Genomic DNA, 22,032 nt, shown 5'->3' on the forward strand with positions numbered 1-22,032 from the left:
GGGAAATACCAATGCAAATAACAATTCAAAGCGGCAGTGCGCGCCGTTACAGCCTTACGCCATTATTTAAAACTATGTTGCTTAGCGGTGCTTTAGGGATGGTACTGCAACCATCATTAGCTTTAGCTCAGCAACAAGAACCTCAACCGACTGCAGCAAAAGCTTCCGCTGATTTGAAAGATGAAGAGGTGGAGCGGATTGAAGTCTCTGGTTTTAGGGGCAGTTTAAATGTCGCTTTAATGTCTAAACGCGAGGCCGTTGGTTCGAAAGAAACTATTTTGGCAGAAGATCTGGGCAAGTTTCCAGATCTGAATATCGCCGATGCGCTCGCCAGAGTCCCAGGTATAGCGATAGAGCAAGATGCAGGCGAAGGCCGACAAATCAGTTTGCGTGGTCTGGGAGCGACTTTCGTCAAAACTACTATTAATGGCATGGAGTCTGCGTCTGCCGGTGCAGCCACAGATGCGGCCGGCGGTTCAAACAAAAGCAGGGCTTTTGATTTTAATGTGTTTGCGTCGGAATTATTTACTCAGATAGACGTGAACAAAACAACCTCGGCAGAACTGGAAGATGGTGGTATCTCAGGTAATGTCAACTTACAGACCGCCAGACCTTTTCAATATCAGGGCCGCAAGTTTGCCTATAATCTTAATGGCCGTTACAACGATGTGGCGGAAGAAATTACCCCTCGCGGATCCTTTATGTTTAGCCAGAATTGGGATAATAAGTTTGGCGTGCTGTTTTCCGCTGCTTATTCCGAAGGTTTAGTACAAAGTGAAGGTTCTACCACCGGCCGCTGGAATATTAATAATCCGTCCTGGGCCAAAGATTCTCCTACTAATAAATTGACCTCAGCCCCAGTGTTTCAGTTGTCGCCTAAGGGGGCTTACACCAATGAAAATATGGAAGGCCTGTATTTACCTCGTATCCCACGTTATTCCATTTTTAACAAACAACAGGAAAGGTTAGGCCTGACTGGTGCTGTTCAGTATGAAGCTTCAGATTCATTAAAATTCAATTTGGATTTGTTGCACGCCAAACTCGACAGCACGATGGACGAGTTTCAATATTCAGCCTTGCTGCGGGGCAATGTCAGCAGTAAAACTAAGTTATATGCAGAAAATTTGGTTGTTGATGGCAACAATACTGCTGTGGCTGGAGTGTTATCCGGCGTACCCATCCGTTCAGAAGCCCGGAAAGATTTATCTGAGTCTGATTTTAATCAGGTTACTTTAAGCGCTGACTGGCAATTGACTGAGCAACTGAGTCTGGTTGCTTTGGCTGGTTATGGTGAGTCTAAACTCGATATTCCGTTTCAGCATACCTTTGGTCTGGATTCATTTAATTCTACTTTTGGCTGGAGTTATGACAATAGTATTGACCCGGTAGCATTGCTGGGGCAAACCGGCACAGCTATTGGCAGTGGCGTGATGAATATGGATATGCCGTCTTTTGCCTTTGCTCCTGCTCAGGCTCCAGGCCAAAGCTATACCTCTGATCAATTGCAGCAACTGATGCTGGACCCGGATTTATATAGTTTGGGGCTGGTGCGGAAAAAAACGCAGGCGATCAATAGCGACAACAGCAACTTGTCGTTGAGTTTTACCTATGTGCTGAATGACGATTACAGCCTGAAGTTTGGTCTTAACCACCGAGTGTTTAATACAGCGAACGTGCAAGGGGATAACGCCTGGAAAGCACTGAATACCAGTACGAATAAAACCAGTGGTGACAGCGCAGAAGTTTTGGTGCAACAAATGGACGCGGATAAAACTGCAGGTGCTTTGTATGCTTTGTCGTTAAGCCAGGCAGGCCAGCATTTTGGCAATGCAGCATCAGTACCCGGCTCTTCAACGCTGAATGCCGGTAGCTGGCTGACCGCAGATTACAACAAAGTACTGGCTGTTTTCGCAGATGAAGCCATATTTCAAGCCAAAGAACGTTATGCCTCTACTTATGAGGTCGAAGAAAAGGTGACTGGCGCTTATCTGCAGCTGGATTTTGTGAAGCAGCTCTGGGACAGTGAGCTTCGCGGCAATATTGGGGTTCGGGTGTTGGATAATACCAACACCTCACGTATTGTGAATTTGGACCATATCTACGCTGACGGATATACCGCAGGACGAGGTGATGGTGCAGCTCTAGCTGCAGGATATGGTTTTCGCGAGACTGTCAGCGAAAGTAATGACGTGTTGCCGTCTTTGAACCTGGCCTATGATTTGACAGATGATTTGGTCGCTCGTTTAAGTTTGTCACAAGCCATAACCAGGCCAGCAATTGCGGATTTGGCCTCTGCTATCAAAGTAAATACTCCGGATTCAAAAGATCCTACGGCTACTATTGAATTAGGTGCAGGCCCTACGTTAAAGCCTTACGAGTCGAATCAGATCGATCTGGCTCTGGAATGGTACTTTGCTGAAGAGTCTCTGCTGGCGCTGGCGGTGTTTCATAAAAATATTACCGGGTTAAGCAAAGGCTCGTCGCAAGAGGTGTTTAATACAGCCCAGTTACAGGCTATGGGCATAGATTTAGGGGGCGTAGACCCTGCAACTATCACCTGGGATGTGACCCAACTGCAAAATACTCCGGCGGAAGGCGTATTGGGGGCTGAGTTTATCTATCAGCAACCTTTTAGTTTTTTACCTGAACCTTTTAATGCTTTTGGCTGGCAATCTAATCTGACCTGGATTGACTACAAAAGAGATATTGAAGATCCCTTCACCAATGTAGTGAGCAGTATGATGGCTGAAGAGACATCGCGCCTGAGCTACAACGCAACCTTGTATTATGAACAAGATCAGTGGAGTGCCCGTATCTCTTATAATTTCCGGGAAAACTATATCAAAGAGTATCTGAATAAGTACAAAGATGAGTCCAGTTTTGGCCGGGGTTACGGTGATAAAGGCCAGCTGAATTTCTCGTCCCGCTACGAAATTAACGACAATCTGTCTTTGTCTTTCGAAGCTATTAACCTGACCAATGCTGCGACAGAGCAATGGAATGATGTCTACACGCCAAGGCCAGCTGAGTACTTGTTGACTGGCCGGCAGTATCTGGTTGGGGTTCGGGGTTCATTCTGAGCTGAGTCAATGAGTTAAAAGTAAGGCCAACCTGATGTTGGCTTTACTTTATTCCGGAGTTGTGATGAAAACACTATGGTTTTTTTTGATGCTATGTCTGAGTATCCGGCAGGCTGTTGCTGTAGAGTCGGAACTAACGCCTGACTGGCGCAACCAAGTCGTGGATCAGCAACAGTGGCAACAGTATTTTGCACAGTCAGAGCAATTGCAGCGCCTTGATCGGCAATTTTTAGCGGATGAATTAAAACAATTAAACCAAAGCAAAGCCAGTAAAGCAGTCAAGCACCAGAAGTTTGGCTTTCCTGAGCAACCGGAGTCAGCTTTTTGGTCTTCAGCAGAGGCCGAGCGAATGGCTTTGGCTATTTTGTCTTTTCAGACGCCTTCAGGTGGCTGGAGTAAAAGAACAGATATGGCAACACAGCCTCGTCAGCTAGGCCAGATGTTTGGTACTGAAGCTGACTATATTCCGACTTTCGATAATGATGCCACCAGTACGCAGATCCTTTGGTTAACCGCTTTCCTACCTTATGCCAAAAAGGCAATACGGCCTAAGCTGCAACAGGCTATTGAACGAGCTATTGGTTTTGTGTTGGCCGCCCAATACCCTAATGGTGGTTTTGCTCAGACCTATCCGCTGCGTAGTGGTTACCATGATGCTATTACTCTGAATGACCATGTGATGACAGAACTGCTTAAGTTATTAAACAAAGTAGCAACAGATCCGCAGTTCGCTTTTATAAATAGCGCTGTCAGACAGCAGGCACAGCAGCAGTTTTTCCGTGGTATAGAACTGTTATTAAAAGCCCAAATAAAAGTGAATGGCGTATTGACCGTCTGGGCGGCACAACATCACCCATTGACACTGCAAGCGATAAAAGCCAGAGCTTATGAATTACCGGCGCTGGTTAGCAGTGAAAGTGCTGAAGTCACCTTATTGTTGATGCAGTTACCAAAGCCCTCTGCTGCAGTGATACAAAGTGTGGAAGCCGCAGTCGCCTGGTTTCAAGCCAAACAAATCCGCGATACCGAAATGCAGCGAAGCGACAACGGTGTACGTTTTGTGAAAAAAATTGGAGCTAAACCTTTATGGGCCAGATTTTATGATTTAGAAAAACAGCAACCGCTTTTTGTTGATCGGAATGGCATAGTGGTCAGCACTATGGCGCAGCTTTCAATAGAACGACAAAAAGGCTATGGCTGGTATCAGAGTAATGCTCAGGCTGTGCTCAAGGCGTATCCACAGTGGAAGGCTGGGCTTGTGGAACATCCTGATAACAGGCTCAGCAACAGAGTAGAAATATCAGGGGAAATCCCCAGCCCGGGAGAGGCTGGGGTGGGGCTATTAAACTTTGAAACGTTTGACCATATCCATCAGTCTGGCTGCCATGCCTGCCAATTCCTGACTTGCGGCGTTGGTCTGATTGGCTCCAGCCGATGTTTGTACAGCCAGATCTTTAATAGCAACCAGGCTTCTGTCGACGTCACGAGCCACATGAGCCTGCTCTTCTGAAGCCGTTGCTATCAGTAAGTTACGCTCATTGATATGACTGACCGAGTGACAAATCTGTTCAAAAGCCTGGCCTGCTTTATTCGCCATTTCTACTGTATTGTCTGCAAGCCCGGTGCTGGATTCTATTGATTGAACCGCTTTCTCTGTGCCCTGACGAATATGAGTAATTAATTGTTCAATTTCTTTGGTGGAGTTCTGAGTGCGATGAGCCAAAGCACGGACTTCATCTGCAACTACAGCAAAACCCCGTCCGGCATCACCGGCGCGAGCCGCTTCTATTGCTGCATTAAGGGCCAGTAGGTTGGTTTGTTCTGCCAGAGCACGTATGACATCAAGCACCTGGCCTATATTGCCTGCTTGTGTGGCTAGTTCTTGCACCAGCTCCGCGGAAGTTTTCATTTCCGTTGCCATTTTACGGGTTTGCGCAATGGTTTGTTTCATTTCTTCAAAGCTGCGGCTGGCCAGCTCATTTGATTCTCTTGAAGCGTCTGAGGTGGATAAAGCATTTTGTGCCACATCTTCAACTGCAACTGTCATTTCATTCACTGCGGTGGCAGCCTGTTGCAGTTCGGCATTTTGTAAATCAAGACCTTCTGTACTTTGTGAGGTGACAATACTCAACTCTTCAGCCGCTGAAGCTAACTGAGTGGCTGTGTTATTAATTTGACTGATGGTGTCTTTTTGGCTTTGTTGTAAATGCTGCAAACCAGAAAACAAAGCACCTATTTCATTTTTGCTTTCGACTTTGATATGACTGCTTAAATCGCCCTGAGCCATGCGCTGAAAATGCACTCCAGCCAGTTCCAGTGGTTGGATCAGCATTCGTTTTATCAGGTACCAGCTCATCACTAACGCGGCCAGAGAGATGGCCAGAAAAAGAGCGCAAAGAATGGCTGTTGCACTGTAGCGATCGGAGGCTTCCTGCATAAAGCTGCTATTTTTAGTACTGGCTTGCTCAACAAACTTCGCAACCATTTCCTGAGCTTTCACATTGGTATCACGAGCTTCCAGATTGGCTGTCACATAACTTGCGCTGGTGCCTGTTTGTAGTTCCTTTGCTGTTTTTTCAATAGCAGCGAAGTACAAAGAGAACACAGCTTGCATTTCTCTGACCAGCTCTTTGTTATCGCCTTTCAGGCCGACTTCAGCAAAAGCATTAAACTTATCTACAGCCTCTTTCAGGAATTTTTCACCACGTTGAGCGCTTACCTGGGCTTTATCGTTCTGCCCGCCTTCTTTTTCGATAAAACCACCAGCCAGCGCCAGCCTGCTGCGCAGCAGCATGCCGTAGACGTCAGAAATAGGATTTACTTGTAACACGGATAGCCGGTACAGGTCTGCCATGCCTTCTTCACTGGCTTTTGCGCTGTTCCAGGAGTAAAAACTTAATATCGCCAGGCCGGCGCTGAACATTAGAAGAATGGATAAAATTATATTTTTCAGATACATATCTTTAAACATGGTAACTCCTTATCTATGATCTTTGGTCTTGCTGTATTGATTCAGAAAATTTATGCGGAACTCTCTCAAAATGTATCTGTTTCCATTATTCCTTATCATGCAGTTAAAAAAATAGGAGTGTCGCTGCTGTTGATACTATAGAACATAATGACCAAGGCAGTGATTAAACACAGCTCCATCAGTTTCAGTGTGCATTTTGACATCTGTCGTTTTATCCGCTAAAACCCTATAAAGTGCCATTTGATTTTAAACACTGAAAAATTTAATTTATCGATAGATGAATTTACGAAGTAACTCTATTTTAACCTGTTGTAAATGCTAAAAGTGGTAGTTTTATTAATTTGGTGTGTTTTTAACGCTTTGGTTTTTATGGTTTATTTTATCATTTTCAGCTTGATTAGATAATGTTGAATAATTTGGACTGTGACTTATTGTATGATGCCGATGTTTTTTACCCAACTTAATTTTTTGTATTCATTGCAGTGTTGTTATTGAAAGTTTCAGGCTGATAAGAAATGCAAATGATTCATGATTGTATGAAGTAAAACAATCGAAGTGGTGATTCACTGTGCTGATGATAGTGTACAGGCACAGTCCATGGCCAGTTACATAAAATATTTGCCTGTAACGTTCAGCAGCGTGCTTTGAGGTTTTATTGCTGACAGAATTAAATAGTGATTAAGGGGACGAATTTGAACAAGAAATATTATGTGATGTTAAGTTCATTCATCGTGCTGAGTTCCGGAGTCCAGGCTTTTGAATGGGATCTGTACGGAAAACTGGATCTGCAGGGCTTGTACGTCGATGAAGGCTTGTATCGTTATTCTGATCAGGGGTGGCAAATCGAAGCGCCATTTACCCGGCTGGGATTTAAAGCCCGACAGACGCTTACGGACAACCTCGATTTGATTATGGTCTATGAGTGGCAGGTCAATGGTCTGGATGACTCAAACAAAGATCATCGCTTAGGCAGCCGTAACACTTATATTGGTTTTGCCGGTAATTGGGGGGAGTTAGTTTTTGGTAAAAACGATACCCGTTTTAAAAAGTCCGAAGGTAAAATCGATTTATTTAACGAAACCCTGAACGACATAGCTCAGTTAAGTCCAGGGCAGGACAGGCTTGAAAATATAGTGGGTTATCAGAGCCCTGTGATTGAAGGTTTTCAACTGCAAGCTACCTATCAGACTGGTGCCAGTGATGAAGTTGCTGGTGGTTATGACTGGACTTTGAGTTATGGTGACTCAGGTTTTAAAGCCTACCCTTACTACTTTGCTTACAGTCAGGCTCGTGAGCTGAATAACATTGATGCCGAACGTGTTGTGGCTCATTTTAAACTGATGGAACTCTCTGGAGGTCAGTTGTCTGCCGGTCTGATGTTGCAGCACAGTGAGCATATTAGACGCAATATTGATGGTGACGCAGTGATGGCGCAGCTTGCTTATAAACGTGAGGCTATGACCTACAAACTGCAATGGCAGCGTGATGACAGCAAACTCCGTCACGCAGAAACAGGAACTTTATGGAGTATAGGTGCAGACTATGCACTGAATAGCGAAATGGTCATTTACACCATGTTCTCTACACTGGACTTTCAGACCGAGCAGGATGAATCTGCAGCTTTAGGTTTTAAATACAATTTCTAACAGAACAGGTATTGTCGATGTGTTCAGACCCGCCAGGCGGGTCTGCTCTTTTACCAGCGGGTGAAGTGTGGCTAAAAATTATCTTTATTGCCTGCGCCTTTGGTTATTTTATCCAGATAGCCCATAGCAAAAGCAGATAACACAAAGGTCATATGAATAAGCAAATACCACATGATTTTGTCATTTGGGATATTTTCAGTATCCATAAAAACCTTCAGCAGGTGAATAGACGAAATAGCAACAATGGAAGCCGCAACTTTGTTTTTCAGTGAGTTAGAATCTAGCTTACCTAACCAGCCTAATTTTTCGCCATCGCCTTCAATATCCAGTCGTGAGACAAAATTTTCATAGCCGGAAAACATCACCATCACAATCAAACCGCCGACCAGCGTGATATCTATCAGCGACAGGATCACCAGAATTAAGTCCACTTCTTTCATGCTGAAAATAACCGGCATTATATGGAATACTTCCTGAAAAAATTTAATACCAAGGGCCAGCAATGCCAAACTCAAGCCAAGGTAAATAGGCGCCATCAGCCACCGGGTGGCGTACATCGCCTTTTCAATTAGTTGTTCCATTACTGCTCCTGTCTTTTCAACGACTTCACTTTATGGGGGAAATAGTGCAGAAATTCAAGCCTCTGGCCGTTTTACTTTGCCGCAAAATATCGCACAATGAGGGCTGTTACCCGCAATAGCATCTGTATCTTGTCATGATGCTGTTAGTTTATCTGGGCCTCTATGCCAAGGAAATTCCAAATGAAAAAAACTCTGCTTGCGCTGGCTTTGTCAGTCGCCACTTTCGCCCATGCCGATGAAGGTATGTGGCAACCTCATCAATTGCCTGAACTTGAACAACTCCTCAAAGAAAAAGGTTTAGAAATTGATGCCAAAAGTATTGCCCAATTAACTGCATTCCCTATGAATGCAGTGATTAGTTTAGGGGGCTGTACTGCGTCTTTTGTCTCTAATCAAGGCCTGGTGGTGACTAATCACCACTGTGCTTATGGCAGTATCCAGCACAACAGCACAGCTGCAAACAACCTGTTGGCTAAAGGCTTTTTAGCCAAAGATTTAGACGAAGAACTTCCTGCCGCACCAGGCTCGAAAGTATTTGTGACTCAGGAAGTGACCAATATTACCGCTCAGATCAATCAGGAGTTGTCACCAGCGCTGAAAGGGAAAGAGCGTTTTGACCGGATTAGCGAACTTCGTAAAGAGCAAATTGCAGCCTGTGAAACTCCAGGGTACAGATGTGATGTTTACAGTTTTCATGGCGGTCTGGAATATTACCTGATCAAACAAATGGAAATTCGTGATGTGCGTTTAGTGCATGCACCAGCTTCAGGTATTGGTAAATTTGGTGGCGACATCGACAACTGGATGTGGCCACGCCATACGGGGGACTATTCGTTTTACCGTGCTTATGTAGGTAAAGACGGTCAGCCTGCTGATTTTAGTGCTGACAACGTGCCTTTTACTCCGCCTTCTTATTTAAAAGTATCTGCCAAACCGCTGAAAGAAAACGACTTTGTGATGGTAATTGGCTATCCGGGCCGAACCAACAGATACAACACTGCGGCCGAAGTAGAAAACCAGTTCACCCAGGTGTTGCCTTTATCCAAAGCTTATCGTGAAGAAGCTATTGCAGTGATTAAGCAGAATTCCGCCGAAGGCTCTGAAGCCCGCATTAAATACGAGAGCATTTTGGCGTCATTAGCCAACTATGCAAAAAATTTCGAAGGCATGATCACGAGCTACCAGAAAGGTGATACCCAACAGCGCAAAGATCAGTTTGATAAGGCTCTGAACCTTTGGATTAAATCCAGCGCTGCACGTCAGGCTAAATATGCGCCTGCAGTGCGCAGCCTGCAGCAGCTATTAGCGGAAGAGCAAGAAAATCAGCAACGAGACCTGATATTAGGCTATTTAAGCTACGGTCAGCTGTTTAATACCGCCAAACGTTTATACCGTTTAGCCAATGAGCAGCAAAAACCAGACGCAGAACGCGAAATGGGTTATCAAGAGCGGGATCTGGAGCGCTTTTCTGCCAGCATGAAACGTTTGTCACGCAGCTTTGATGCCAAAGTTGAACAAGAACTGATGCTGCATTTCCTGCAACATTACGCCAAGTTACCTGCTGCTCAACGGTTAAAAGCGTTGGATGGCTACTTTGGTATAGGTTCTGGACAGCTCGATGTGGCGGCGCTTCGCACTAAGCTTGAAAGCTTGTATCAAGCCACTCAATTGTCTGATGAAGTGGAACGTTTAGCCTGGATGGGTAAATCTGTAGACGATTTTAAAGCAAGCGAAGATCCGCTGATCCAATATGCTGTCGCAATGTATGAAACTGATATTGCATTGGAAACCAAAGACAAAGAACACAAAGGTAAGCTGGCAGTGGCCCGCCCTGTGGTGATGGAAGCTATTATTGCCTTTAATAAAGCCAATGGTAAGCCGGTATATGCTGACGCGAATAGTACGTTGCGTGTCACTTATGGTTCTATCAAAGGTTACCAACCCAAAGATGCTGTGTCTTATCAGCCATTTACCACCGCAGCTGGTATTTTGCAGAAACAAACTGGCATAGATCCATTTGATGCTCCACCAGCTCAGGTCGAAGCGTTAAAGAAAGGCGATTTCGGGATTTATAAAGATGCTGTCTATAACAATCTGCCGGTTAACTTCTTAAGTACAGTGGACACCACAGGCGGGAACTCAGGTTCGCCGACACTGAATGGTAAAGCTGAATTAGTAGGTTTGTTATTTGATGGTGTGATTGAAGGCATCATAGGCAACTGGGACTACGACCCGGCTAACAACCGTTCTATCCATGTCGACAGCCGTTATATGCTGTGGCAAATGGAAAAAGTAGATGGAGCGACTAACCTTCTGAAAGAAATGGAAATTGTGAAGGAATAATCCGTAGGGGCGGGGTTTGTCCCCGCCCGTCTATTGATACCGTGGTGCGTAAAGAAGGGCCGGGACAAGCCGCGGCACCTACGTCCCCGCCCGTCTTAAGGGGTCACAGTAAATTTTGTAGCCCCTAACAATTGCCCCGAATCTGTCACCACCCGAATTTTCCATTTACCCACAGCATCGTGTGGGAACTGTTGTTTGCGCGTCCAGGCTCTGTAGCCTTCTTCCCTTCCGCCAGCAATATTCAGCTGAATGCGTTCCACTGAATCACCATTGTGGATCCACTCATGATAAATCTGTTCTTTCAGACCCCGTGGTGCCCGTACTGAGGTATAGGCATATAAACCTTTTTGTAGTTCTGCCAAGGATAACTCTGTAATAGCCGCGCCTGGTAAACGCTGTTCATAATCCATATGCTGGCTCAGCTGAATGTCATTCAGGTTTAACACAGGGGCGGGGATCAGGCTGCGGCTAAACCAGATGCTGGTGGTCATTACCACTAACGTCAGGGTGAACAGGGGGAAACGCCAACGGCCTGGTTGCGCCAACAAAGGGTGGATACTGGGAATACTTAGCAAAGCAGATATAACCAAAGCCAAACCCAGACTTTGGGTGGTGGTCATAAAAACAGTAGTGGCAAGACCACCATCAAAACGGCGAATAAAGAAAAGCAGTGATATACCAAAAATAAAGCGCGTCGTTTTGTCAGCAGTCTGTTGTAGGCCGGATCAATCACTGCGACCAAAGCACAACAAACCAACAATGCAGTGAAAACGGCCTGGGGCTGGTCCCAGTCTGTAGCCGCCAGAAAAATGGTAAGGCAAAGCTGTCCATCTGCGGTTTGAATTCATTCTGCCGCACTATACGCTGTAAAGACCTGCTAAGGCAGTTTTGGTTGCAGATTGGGGGAAGCTTCGACTTAATTTGCATAATCCACTGCTAAAACCGCCTTTTTCTGTGCCAGCTATTCTTAGTAACCCTGCTTTTGCAGTAAGATACACCTCATTTCGTAGCCATCAGGGCCTCGATTGCTGAAGTGATAGAAGGGTTAAAGTTAGTGGATCAGAAAGTTCAGGTAAAACTTATCATACGCCGAGTGCCTACGCAGGCGGCTCTGTCTTGGCTGACCAAAGCTTGGGAATTGTTCCGTCAGGCGCCTTCAACCCTGATTGCTATGGTGGCTTTTACCACCATCTTAAGTTTATTGGCGCAACTGCATCCTGTGCTTGGTGTGATTCTGGTGCTGGCGAATCCATTTCTAACAGCGGGTCTTTATAAAACTATAGTGCTGTTGCAACAGCAACAAGCTGTCAATTTTCAGCTACTTTTTAGTGTGTTTAAAGAAGCGCGTTATCGCCGTACTTTTATCAGACTGGCTGGTGCTAACTTGCTGGCGAATATTCCGTTAATGCTGTTGGCTGCGCAGTTGCTGGAGCAAACTCAGGCTGGTGTAGTTGACCCTGTCACCATCTTTCTCTTTGCTGTTGTGCTGTGTCTGGTTTTTATGTTGTTTGCTTACGCTGTTGCTATAGCGTATTTCCTTAACGAACAACGTTTGCAGGCCATTTTAATGTCTAGTCTAACGGCCTGCTGGCGTAATGTTGGTGCTCTCACTTTGTTTGGTATTTTGTCTGTGGCTTTGGGCATGTTAGGTATGGTCACTTTAGGTTTTGCTTTTATTGTCATAGTTCCTGTGCTGCAAGTGGCATTCTTTTTATCTTTCAGTGCCTTTTTTGCTTTGCAGCTGGATGATTCAGCACCTGCTGTGCTGGAAGTATAAACATGACAGAGCCCCAGCCTTCGCAAGAACCAAAGCTTCTAACAGAGCAGGAATTGCGGCAATGGCTGTTGGGTTTGCTATCGCGCCGTGAATACAGTGCGTTGGAGCTGAAACAAAAGCTCAAACAAAAAGGCGCGTCGGCAGAACAAATTACTGAATTACTGGATTGGGCGCAGCAACGGGATTACCAGAACGAGTTACGTTATGCCCGTATGCAGGTCAATGCAAAGTTGCATAAAGGCTATGGATGGTTTTACATTAGCCAGTTTTGTGCGCAGCAGGGCATTAAAAAAGATTTACAACAGCAACTGCTGGAAGAATTAGATATCGATTGGTTTGAGGTCGCCACACAGGCGTACCGGAAAAAATATGCTGATAAACCCATAGCGGATTATCAGGACAAACTTAAACGGATGCGTTACTTACAAAGCCGGGGCTTTGGCAGTGACACTATCCAACTTGTATTTGCAGAGCTTAAAGAAGAGTAAGATATGTATATGACTTCGGCACAACTTCGCCGCGCTTTCCTGGACTTTTTTGCCAGTAAAGGCCACCAAATCGTTAGCAGCAGTTCGCTGATCCCTGGCAATGACCCCACTTTACTCTTCACCAACGCAGGTATGGTGCAGTTTAAGGATGTGTTTTTAGGCCAGGATAAACGCAGCTACAACCGCGCCGTGACAGCACAACGTTGTTTACGTGCCGGTGGTAAGCACAACGATTTAGAAAACGTTGGCTATACAGCCCGTCACCATACCTTCTTTGAAATGCTGGGTAACTTCAGCTTCGGTGATTACTTCAAACAGGACGCTATTAAATACGCCTGGGAATTTTTGACTGAAGTGGTCAAGCTACCTAAAGAAAAACTCTGGATCACTGTCTACGCCACAGACGACGAAGCTTTTGATATCTGGACCAAAGAGATTGGTGTGCCTTTAGAGCGCGCTATCCGCATCGGTGATAACAAAGGCGCACCTTATGCCTCTGATAATTTCTGGGCTATGGGCGATACAGGTCCTTGTGGTCCTTGTACTGAGATTTTTTATGATCATGGCGATCATATCTGGGGTGGTCCTCCTGGCTCACCAGAAGAAGACGGCGATCGTTTTATCGAGATCTGGAACAACGTCTTTATGCAGTTTAACCGTCATGCCGATGGTCGGATGGAACCTCTGCCAAAACCAAGTGTGGATACCGGCATGGGCCTGGAACGTATTGCTGCAATTTTGCAAAACGTACACAGCAACTACGAAATCGATACTTTTGCTGCGCTGATCAAAGCGACTGCAGAAATTACAGGCGCGAAAGACTTAAACGACAAATCGTTACGTGTGGTCGCTGACCATATCCGTAGCTGTTCATTCTTAGTGGCGGATGGTGTGATGCCATCCAACGAAGGCCGTGGCTATGTGCTGCGCCGTATTATTCGTCGTGCTATCCGTCACGGTAACAAGCTGGGCGCTAAAGGTGTGTTCTTTAGCAAACTGGTTGGCGCTTTGGCTGAACAAATGGGCGAAGCATACCCAGAGTTGATTGAAAAGCAGGCCGTAATTGAAAAAGTGCTGGCGCTGGAAGAAGAACAGTTTGGTAAAACCTTAGAACGTGGTCTGGGTATTCTTGAAGACGCCTTAGCTCAGCTGAATGGCAGCACTGTTATTCCGGGCGAAGTAGCCTTTAAGCTGTATGACACTTACGGTTTCCCGCTGGACTTAACCAGTGATGTGGCGCGTGAACGCGGTTTAACTGTGGATCAGGCTGGTTTTGAAGCATCGATGGAAGCGCAGCGTAAACGTGCTCAGCAAGCTTCGAACTTTGGTGCTGATTACAATCAGGCCTTAACTTCGGCGCAGTGCACCGACTTTACAGGCTACACCCAAATTCAGGGCAAAGCCAAAGTGGTTGAAATTCTGCTGGAAGGCAATGCTGTTAACTCATTGACCGATGGACAGCAGGCATTAGTGATCCTGGATCAAACCCCGTTTTATGCTGAATCCGGCGGCCAGTGTGGTGATGCGGGTGTATTAACCCTGGCTAATGGCGCTGTATTCCAGGTTGCTGACACCATCAAAGTAGGAAAAGCTTTTGCGCACAAAGGCAGCTTAACAGGTGCTTTGGCTCTTGGTGATATGGTGGATGCGGCCATTGATAATGCCCGTCGTGAAGCTATTCGTAAAAACCACTCTGCCACTCACTTGTTACACGCTGCACTTCGCACTGTGTTGGGTGAACACGTGACACAGAAAGGCTCATTAGTAGGTTCTGAGCGTTTACGTTTTGACTTCTCGCATTTTGAAGCCGTAAAAGCCGATGAAATTCGCCGTATCGAGCAACTGGTCAATGAGCAGGTACAACAAAACCACGAAGTACTGACCCGTCTGATGAATGTCGATGAGGCTAAAGCCGCAGGCGCTATGGCGCTGTTTGGCGAAAAATATGATGACGAAGTACGCGTGCTGAGCATGGGCGAATTCTCGATTGAACTTTGTGGTGGAACTCACGTGTCCCGCACTGGTGATATCGGCTTATTCAAAATTGTGGTCGAAAGCGGTATAGCTGCTGGTATTCGCCGTATTGAAGCTGTGACTGGCGAAGGCGCTTTAGCTTTTGTGCATAAGTTGGAACAGCAGGCTCAGACTGTGGCTTCAATGCTCAAAGGCGATATTCTCTCAATCGCTGACAAAGTGCAGCAAGCCATGGACAGCCGCAAAGCCTTAGAAAAAGAGCTGGAGCAATTAAAAGCTAAACTCGCCAGCGCTGCTGGTGCTTCCCTGCTGGAGCAGGTGCAGGTGATTAATGGCGTTAAAGTGCTGATTGCAGAACTGAAAGGTGCCGATCCAAAAGCCTTCCGTACTATGGTGGACGAGCTGAAAAATAAATTAGGTTCTGGCATTTTGTTACTGGCCACAGCTGCAGAAGGCAAAGTCAGTTTAATTGCTGGCGTTACTTCTGATTTAACTGGCAAAGTGCAGGCGGGTCAATTGATAGGTTGGGCTGCAGAGCAGGTTGGTGGTAAAGGCGGTGGTAAGCCGGACTTAGCTCAGGCCGGTGGCACTGATGTGGCTGCTTTACCTGGCGTGCTCAAAGCTGCTGCCGACTATATTGCGGCTAAGCTGTAAAGCTCAGTGGCTTTATATGTACAAAAATTCGGGGGTACCTCAGTAGGTACCCCCGAACGTATCGAAGCTGTGGCAGAGCAGGTGATTCAAACTGTGCATGCCGGTCATAAAGTAGTTGTAGTGGTGTCTGCGATGGCAGGCGAAACCAACAGGCTGCTTGGGCTGGCGCATCAGATTGACACTCGTCCCTCGACTCGTGAACTGGATATGTTAGCCGCCAGCGGTGAACAGGTCAGCATTGCTTTGTTGGCGATGGCGCTTATCAAAAGGGGCCATCCTGCCGTCTCTTTGCTGGCCGATCAGATTGGTATTCTGACGGACAACAAATTCAGTCGTGCCCGTATTTTATCTGTGGGCACTGAGCGGTTGTGGCAGGAGTTGGAGCAGGGCCATATTGTCATAGCCGCTGGTTTTCAGGGGCGTGACATTGAAGGCAATATCACCACCTTAGGCCGTGGAGGTTCTGATACCACAGCGGTTGCTTTGGCCGCAGCATTAAAAGCCGACGAGTGTCAGATATTCACCGATGTCGACGGTATTTACAGTATAGACCCGCGTATTTGTGCTGAGGCCTTTCGGCTGCCTTATGTAGACGCCTCCAGTATGCTGGAGCTGGCCAGTTTAGGGGCCAAGGTTTTGCACTCCCGCTCTGTCGAATACGCAGCTATGCACCGGGTGCCAGTGCGGGTGCTTTCCAGTTTCAAGCCCGATCAGGGAACTTTAGTGTGTTATGAGGACCAGAGCATGAGTTTACCTGCTGTGACAGGATTGGCTTGTCAGTCCGGCGAAGTCTGGTTGGAGCTGAATGAGTTAAGCAGTGAGCTACATATCGCATTGCTGAAGGAGTTTGCCCGATTAGCTATTGAGACCGATATGTTAAAGGTGCAGTATGCGTCGTCTGGTTTAGTGCAGATGCAGTTCAGTTTGAGTCAAAATGATCTGAACACTGTAGAAGATATTTGTAATGAACTGAAAAAGAAGCAAAATTTTACGCTGCAAAGCAGGAAGTCTTTGGGCAAGTTATCTATAGTAGGGATAGGGCTAAAATCAAATCCTGCCATTACAGCGACAGTATTTGAGCAATTGCAGTTATTAGACGTAAAACTGGTGGCTGTCAGTTGTGCCGAAATTAAGTTATCTATTGTCGTGCCAGAGGCTGAATTGAATAAAGTAGCAGTGGCTTTACACTCTGCCTTATTGGGTTCAGTTAATTAATTTCAAGGTTTTCATAAATTTGTCAGCTAAGTTATCATAAGGCTGACAGGTCTGCGCAGTACTATTATGCAAGCGCAACCATTGGAAGCTGGGATCATACAAAAGGAGCAAAGAATGCTTATTTTAACGCGTCGTGTTGGTGAGACACTGATGATCGGTGATGAAGTCACGGTCACAGTTTTAGGCGTCAAAGGAAATCAGGTTCGTATTGGTGTGAATGCACCAAAAGAAGTATCAGTGCACAGAGAAGAGATTTACATGCGCATTCAGGCTGAAAAAGGCACCCCAGGTGGCTTTAGCGGCGATGACGATCAATAAGTTTTAAGCTTTATCATTTTTAGAAATTGTATATTTTTAACGCTTTGTAGCGAATAATTAGTCGAATTGTTTAAAAGGTCAGCAAACGCGCTTTCCAGCTCCAAAAATTGTTTGACTTATTTTCCTGAGACATTAATATACACGCCGCAACGTAGCGCGGAGAAGTGGCCGAGTGGCTGAAGGCGCACCCCTGCTAAGGGTGTATAGGGGAAACTCTATCGAGGGTTCGAATCCCTCCTTCTCCGCCAGTTGTACTGTTAAGATTGGATGCATAGCTCAGCTGGATAGAGTACTCGGCTACGAACCGAGCGGTCGGAGGTTCGAATCCTCCTGCGTCCACCACTTAACTGCAACGACGATGTGAAAAAGAAAGTACCAGATGGATGCATAGCTCAGCTGGATAGAGTACTCGGCTACGAACCGAGCGGTCGGAGGTTCGAATCCTCCTGCGTCCACCACAACTAAACCTGCTAAGTGCAGGTTTTTTTGTTTTTCGCATCCCTGCGAAAAATCCCTCCGGGACCCGCCGTGCGGCGGTCCAAAAACGCTCCCGGCGTTTTTGTGTTTCCTTTTTTATAAGTTGATGATGAAAGGGTTGCCTGCGGGATAGATCTTCTTGTTGCCTGTTTAAAAACCTTCATGTGACGTCCCTGCGAAAAATCCCTCCGGGACCCGCCGTGCGGCGGTCCAAAAACGCTCCCGGCGTTTTTGTGTTTCCTTTTTCCATAAGTGAGTGATGAAAGGGTTGCCTGCGGGATAGATCTTCTTGTTGCCTGTTTAAAAACCTTCATGTGACATCCCTGCGAAAAATCCCTCCGGGACCCGCCGTGCGGCGGTCCAAAAACGCTCCCGGCGTTTTTGTGTTTCCTTTTTCCATAAGTGAGTGATGAAAGGGTTGCCTGCGGGATAGATCTTCTTGTTGCCTGTTTAAAAACCTTCATGTGACATCCCTGCGAAAAATCCCTCCGGGACCCGCCGTGCGGCGGTCCAAAAACGCTCCCGGCGTTTTTGTGTTTCCTTTTTTATAAGTTGATGATGAAAGGGTTGCCTGCGGGATAGATCTTCTTGTTGCCTGTTTAAAAACCTTCATGTGACATCCCTGCGAAAAATCCCTCCGGGACCCGCCGTGCGGCGGTCCAAAAACGCTCCCGGCGTTTTTGTGTTTCCTTTTTTATAAGTTGATGATGAAAGGGTTGCCTGCGGGATAGATCTTCTTGTTGCCTGTTTAAAAACCTTCATGTGACATCCCTGCGGAAAATCCCTTCGGGACTCGCCGTGCGGCGGTCCAAAAACGCTCCCGGCGTTTTTGTGTTTCCTTTTTCCATAAGTGAGTGATGAAAGGGTTGCCTGCGGGATAGATCTTCTTGTTGCCGTTTAAAAACCTTCATGTGACATCCCTGCGAAAAATTTCTTCGGGACTCGTCGTGCGACGATCTAAAAACGCTCCCGGCGTTTTTGTGTTTCTTTATTGGGTAATGATGATGGAAGGGCATGCCAGAGGACATAGATCGTCTTGTCAAACTTTCTGCAGGCATCGCCTTTATCTATGGTTGCCCGAACAAATTTTTGCAGTGTTTTTAATTTCGTCGCGTTTAACCTGCAACATAGCTTGAATTTTGAGCACAATAACGCTCTTTATATGGCGTTCCGGATATTGGTGCAAAAATTAAACACAGCACAACTGTGCACAACTATTCGCATTCGTTTATGCGCAAATGAATTAGGTGATGTTTTAGTCGGGTGTTTCTCAAATTTAGACGACAGTAAAAAGGCTGAAAAGTTCCGTCGAAAGTTATTGACCTTAAGGAAAAGGTCAGCTTACTATCGAAATGTTACCAAATAGACACATTCTGTTTGTAACAGGGCAACAGTCGCCTGACAAGACTGAGTAAATTAATAAGAAAATCACTAAAAACAGTGATCCAGGGAGATAAAAAAATATGTACACGAAAAACAAACTAGCAACATCTGTGCGCACGGCATTGCTATTTGGTGCTACTGCACTTCTTAGTTCAACTGCTTTCGCTCAGGACACCTCGGCTTCAGAAGAAGATACAAAAGCCAAAGATGCGAAAACAGAACGTATTCAGGTTACAGGTTCTCGTATTCGTACTGACGGACTTGAGTCTGCAGTGCCAGTAGAAATTTTGACTGCGGATATTGCTGGTGCACAAGGTCTGGCAACTTTAAGTGATTTACTGCGTACATCAACTGTAGCTTCTGGTTCTAACCAGTTAACATCTGCGTTAACAGTTGGTTATGTGACTGCTGGTGGTGCTGGTGCTGAATCAGTGGATATGCGTGGTTTAGGTTCAAACCGTACTCTGATTTTATTAAACGGACGTCGTGCTGGCCCTGCTGGTACTCGTGGTCAGGTAAACGCCTTTGACTTAAACAGTTTGCCAATCTCCTTAATTGAACGTGTTGAAATACTGAAAGACGGTGCATCTTCACTTTATGGTTCTGATGCTGTGGCTGGCGTGATCAACATCATCACTAAAAAAGGTGATGACTCTTCAGTAAACGTGAGTTTGAGCCAACCATTCGATTCAGGTGGTGAAAACCAACGTATTGACTTTACCATAGGTAAAACCTTTGATAAGGGCTCTGTCCGTGTAATGGCGGACTATAAAATTCAACACGAATTAGCTCGTGGTGACCGTGATTACTTCGCATGTAAAGAGCGTGTACTTTTTGATACAGAAACAGGTGAACGTGCCGATCCTATCGATCCTCGTACTGGTTCTTACCACTGTGCTGATACTCAGTCAGGTATCTGGGTATACGAGCACAGTGCTGCAACACGCCCTACAGGCAACTTTTTACCAGGCATGAAAGCCCAGTATGACTACGGTGGTGTTCTGGCTGGTTTAAATACCCGTCCTATGCCAGCTGCTACAGGACCAAATGGTATTACACTGCCTGAAAATTGGTTCCCGGTATCTTATGACCGTGAATCAGACGCCATTGCCAATACCGACCACAGATTCCAGGACTTACAGTCTTTTACTCCGGAAACTGAAGTTGGCTCACTGTTCTTCCAGGGTGATTACAACCTGAATGATGACGTTCGTTTGTTCGGTGACATCCTGCACAGCCGCCGTACCACTACAATCAACAGCTACCGTCAGTTCTGGAACGGCGATCGCCGTATCTTAGGTACTGCTTTAGTGGGCGAAAATGATTACAACCAAGGTTGGGGTGGTGCTTCGTCTTTAATGGCTGTTGCTATGACCAATTGGACTGGTGGCGAAACTGATATCAACTACACCCGTTATGTACTTGGTGCTGATGGTAGTATTGGCGATTGGGACTGGGAAGTTTCTTACCAGAACAGTTACAACAAAGGTACTTATAAAAATAAAATCATCCACAAAGATGCGATGGATTTAGCCCAGTCTTTACTGCCAACAATGGCTAACCCTACGGCTCAGTACTGTAACGGCCAGGTTACTCCATATTCAGGTAAAACCTGCGTTGATTTAAGATGGTTAGACCCAGAATTTAACGACGGTAACTTGTTACCATCAGAACGTGAATTCTTATTTGGTATAGACAGAGGTGTAACCACCTACAGACAGTCAACTATTGAAGCTGTGTTATCTGGTGATCTGTACGAGCTGCCAGCTGGTCAGGTTGGTACTGCAGTTGGTGTTCAATACCAGCAAGATGAGTTAAATGACACACCGGGTGAGCAAACATTGTTAGGCAACCTGTGGGGTTCTTCCAGTTCAGGTATCACCGCTGGTGATCAGTCTACAAGAGCTGTGTTCAGTGAATTCCAGATCCCTGTATTGGCTGACATGTTCTTAGTGAAAAGCCTTGATGTGACTTTATCTGGCCGTTGGACTGACGTAAACACCTATGGTAACGACACCACCTATAAAGCCGGTATTAACTGGGATATAGCTGCAGGTTTCCGTGTTCGTGCTTCACGAGGTTCATCTTTCCGTTCTCCAGCTTTGTTTGAGCTGTACTTAGGTAACCAAAGTGGTTTCCTGGGCCAAACAACTGCGGATCCATGCTTAAACTGGTCAGGCAGAGAAGCTGACGGTACTATTGATGACCGCGTGCTGGCAAACTGTAAGGCCGATGGCGTCCCTGCGTCTTACACTTCTGCAGGCTCGTCTGCAACATCATACACAGCTGGTGGTGCAGGTCGCTTAAAAGCTGAAACTTCAGTGGCTGAAACTATTGGTTTAGTGTGGACCAGCGAAGACAATGAAATTGGTGCGTCAGTTGATGCCTATGAATACAACATATCTAGCCAGATTTCGTCTGTAAGTGGTTCAGATATCACCAACACTTGCTACCGTTCTGCAAACTTTGCTTCAGAGCCGTTATGTAACCAGTTTACAAGACGTGATGGAACAAACGGTGACTATGGTGTTGATGAGATTTTTGGTGGTTACTTAAACGTAGCTAGCCAGAAGATCAGAGGTATTGACTTAGCATTCAACTACAACATCGATACTGATATGGGTCGTTTTGGCGTTGATTACAAACACAACATTCAGCTGGAAAAAACGTATCAGTTGTTTGCGGACAGTGAGCCAGACCAGTATGTTGGTGATGTTGGCTCTCCGAAGCACTCTGGTATTGCCCGTTTCTCACTGAAGCGTGATGGCTGGTCATACATCTGGTCGACTCAGTACACTGGTAAAGCTGATGACTGGAAGTATTTCTCCAGTACAACTACAGCTTACCGTGGCGAGCGTTATAACTTTATTGCACATGTACCAAGCTATATTGTTCATACTGCATCAGCTATGACGTCATTTGAGTCTGGTGTTGATCTGACATTTGGTGTTGCTAACGTGTTTGGTAAAGAGCCGCCTAAGGTTAGTGCTGCTGGTGGTTTCTATCAGGCTGGTTACTCAGCCCTGTACTCACAGTATGACACTGTAGGTCGCCGTGTATTCTTGAACATGTCCTATAATTTTTAATTAAAGCTGACATTAATAAATAAAGCCCTTTATGGGCTT

General features: G+C 45.9%; 13 protein-coding genes, 3 tRNA genes and 2 pseudogenes. 13 read left to right on the top strand and 5 right to left on the bottom strand.

The features are described from left to right. Positions 1-11 precede the first annotated feature (11 nt). Both EK374_RS04415 and pelA read left to right on the top strand, forming a co-directional pair. A complete protein-coding gene (locus EK374_RS04415) occupies positions 12-3,080 on the top strand; it encodes a TonB-dependent receptor (RefSeq protein WP_206099284.1) in 3,069 nt (1,022 codons plus the stop codon). 349 nt (positions 3,081-3,429) lie between these two features. Further along, positions 3,430-4,293: pseudogene (gene pelA, locus EK374_RS21175) on the top strand (pectate lyase); the annotation flags it as partial. A 129-nt stretch (positions 4,294-4,422) separates the two neighbouring features. Here pelA and EK374_RS04425 read toward each other — a convergent pair. Next, positions 4,423-6,051: a methyl-accepting chemotaxis protein gene (locus tag EK374_RS04425; RefSeq protein WP_127020499.1), complete on the bottom strand. Its 1,629-nt coding sequence runs from the start codon at positions 6,049-6,051 to the stop codon at positions 4,423-4,425. Between the two features lie 692 nt (positions 6,052-6,743). On the opposite strand from EK374_RS04425, the gene EK374_RS04430 reads away from it, so the two are divergent. Then, positions 6,744-7,697, top strand: a complete 954-nt coding sequence (locus tag EK374_RS04430) for a porin (protein ID WP_127020501.1) — start codon at positions 6,744-6,746, stop codon at positions 7,695-7,697. 71 nt (positions 7,698-7,768) lie between these two features. Here the strand turns inward: EK374_RS04430 and EK374_RS04435 are convergent, their stop codons facing one another. Beyond that, a complete protein-coding gene (locus EK374_RS04435) occupies positions 7,769-8,278 on the bottom strand; it encodes a TIGR00645 family protein (protein WP_127020503.1) in 510 nt (169 codons plus the stop codon). A 180-nt stretch (positions 8,279-8,458) separates the two neighbouring features. On the opposite strand from EK374_RS04435, the gene EK374_RS04440 reads away from it, so the two are divergent. After that, positions 8,459-10,621, top strand: a complete 2,163-nt coding sequence (locus tag EK374_RS04440; protein WP_127020505.1) for a S46 family peptidase — start codon at positions 8,459-8,461, stop codon at positions 10,619-10,621. A 95-nt stretch (positions 10,622-10,716) separates the two neighbouring features. Here EK374_RS04440 and EK374_RS21120 read toward each other — a convergent pair whose 3' ends face one another. Together EK374_RS21120 and EK374_RS21125 are read right to left on the bottom strand one after the other, a co-directional pair. After that, positions 10,717-11,031, bottom strand: a complete 315-nt coding sequence (locus EK374_RS21120; protein WP_407691857.1) for a DUF2914 domain-containing protein — start codon at positions 11,029-11,031, stop codon at positions 10,717-10,719. Further along, positions 11,014-11,381 (bottom strand): annotated as a pseudogene (locus EK374_RS21125) (DUF5924 family protein); the annotation flags it as partial. The gene EK374_RS21120 and the pseudogene EK374_RS21125, both read right to left, overlap by 18 nt. A gap of 294 nt (positions 11,382-11,675) precedes the next feature. On the opposite strand from EK374_RS21125, the gene EK374_RS04450 reads away from it, so the two are divergent. The 8 genes from EK374_RS04450 to EK374_RS04485 all read left to right on the top strand — a co-directional run bounded on the left by EK374_RS04450 (position 11,676) and on the right by EK374_RS04485 (position 17,505). Beyond that, a complete protein-coding gene (locus EK374_RS04450) occupies positions 11,676-12,398 on the top strand; it encodes a DUF2189 domain-containing protein (RefSeq protein WP_127020509.1) in 723 nt (240 codons plus the stop codon). A gap of 2 nt (positions 12,399-12,400) precedes the next feature. Further along, on the top strand, positions 12,401-12,886 hold the full coding sequence (locus EK374_RS04455) for a regulatory protein RecX (RefSeq protein ID WP_127020511.1): 486 nt from the start codon (positions 12,401-12,403) through the stop codon (positions 12,884-12,886). Between the two features lie 9 nt (positions 12,887-12,895). Beyond that, complete coding sequence (gene alaS / locus EK374_RS04460; RefSeq protein WP_407691858.1) at positions 12,896-15,514, top strand: alanine--tRNA ligase; 2,619 nt, start codon at positions 12,896-12,898, stop codon at positions 15,512-15,514. 6 nt (positions 15,515-15,520) lie between these two features. Next, on the top strand, positions 15,521-16,729 hold the full coding sequence (locus EK374_RS04465) for an aspartate kinase (protein WP_127020515.1): 1,209 nt from the start codon (positions 15,521-15,523) through the stop codon (positions 16,727-16,729). A gap of 114 nt (positions 16,730-16,843) precedes the next feature. Then, positions 16,844-17,047 carry a carbon storage regulator CsrA gene (gene csrA / locus EK374_RS04470; RefSeq protein WP_008897327.1) on the top strand — a complete coding sequence of 68 codons (204 nt, stop codon included), beginning with the start codon at positions 16,844-16,846 and terminating at the stop codon, positions 17,045-17,047. 158 nt (positions 17,048-17,205) lie between these two features. After that, positions 17,206-17,295: transfer RNA gene (locus EK374_RS04475), tRNA-Ser, on the top strand. A 17-nt stretch (positions 17,296-17,312) separates the two neighbouring features. Continuing rightward, positions 17,313-17,389: transfer RNA gene (locus EK374_RS04480), tRNA-Arg, on the top strand. A gap of 39 nt (positions 17,390-17,428) precedes the next feature. Beyond that, positions 17,429-17,505: transfer RNA gene (locus tag EK374_RS04485), tRNA-Arg, on the top strand. 12 nt (positions 17,506-17,517) lie between these two features. On the opposite strand, the gene EK374_RS04490 is transcribed toward EK374_RS04485, so the two are convergent. After that, positions 17,518-17,988 carry a hypothetical protein gene (locus tag EK374_RS04490; RefSeq protein WP_127020517.1) on the bottom strand — a complete coding sequence of 157 codons (471 nt, stop codon included), beginning with the start codon at positions 17,986-17,988 and terminating at the stop codon, positions 17,518-17,520. A gap of 999 nt (positions 17,989-18,987) precedes the next feature. Between EK374_RS04490 and EK374_RS04495 the strand changes: the two genes are divergently transcribed. Beyond that, positions 18,988-21,993, top strand: coding sequence for a TonB-dependent receptor plug domain-containing protein (locus EK374_RS04495; RefSeq protein WP_127020519.1), 3,006 nt, complete (start codon positions 18,988-18,990; stop codon positions 21,991-21,993). The last annotated feature ends 39 nt before the right edge of the window (positions 21,994-22,032 follow it).

The organism is Rheinheimera mangrovi, from assembly GCF_003990335.1.
GTDB lineage: Bacteria > Pseudomonadota > Gammaproteobacteria > Enterobacterales > Alteromonadaceae > Pararheinheimera > Pararheinheimera mangrovi.

Excerpts from the sequence above, each read along its gene's own strand:
- EK374_RS04415 (WP_206099284.1), top strand. The coding sequence starts at position 12 with ATGCAAATAACAATTCAAAGCGGCAGTGCGCGCCGTTACAGCCTTACG.
- EK374_RS04425 (WP_127020499.1), bottom strand. The coding sequence starts at position 6,051 with ATGTTTAAAGATATGTATCTGAAAAATATAATTTTATCCATTCTTCTA.
- EK374_RS04435 (WP_127020503.1), bottom strand. The coding sequence starts at position 8,278 with ATGGAACAACTAATTGAAAAGGCGATGTACGCCACCCGGTGGCTGATG.
- EK374_RS04440 (WP_127020505.1), top strand. The coding sequence starts at position 8,459 with ATGAAAAAAACTCTGCTTGCGCTGGCTTTGTCAGTCGCCACTTTCGCC.
- EK374_RS21120 (WP_407691857.1), bottom strand. The coding sequence starts at position 11,031 with ATGGATTATGAACAGCGTTTACCAGGCGCGGCTATTACAGAGTTATCC.
- EK374_RS04455 (WP_127020511.1), top strand. The coding sequence starts at position 12,401 with ATGACAGAGCCCCAGCCTTCGCAAGAACCAAAGCTTCTAACAGAGCAG.
- alaS (WP_407691858.1), top strand. The coding sequence starts at position 12,896 with ATGACTTCGGCACAACTTCGCCGCGCTTTCCTGGACTTTTTTGCCAGT.
- csrA (WP_008897327.1), top strand. The coding sequence starts at position 16,844 with ATGCTTATTTTAACGCGTCGTGTTGGTGAGACACTGATGATCGGTGAT.
- EK374_RS04490 (WP_127020517.1), bottom strand. The coding sequence starts at position 17,988 with ATGAAGGTTTTTAAACAGGCAACAAGAAGATCTATCCCGCAGGCAACC.
- EK374_RS04495 (WP_127020519.1), top strand. The coding sequence starts at position 18,988 with ATGTACACGAAAAACAAACTAGCAACATCTGTGCGCACGGCATTGCTA.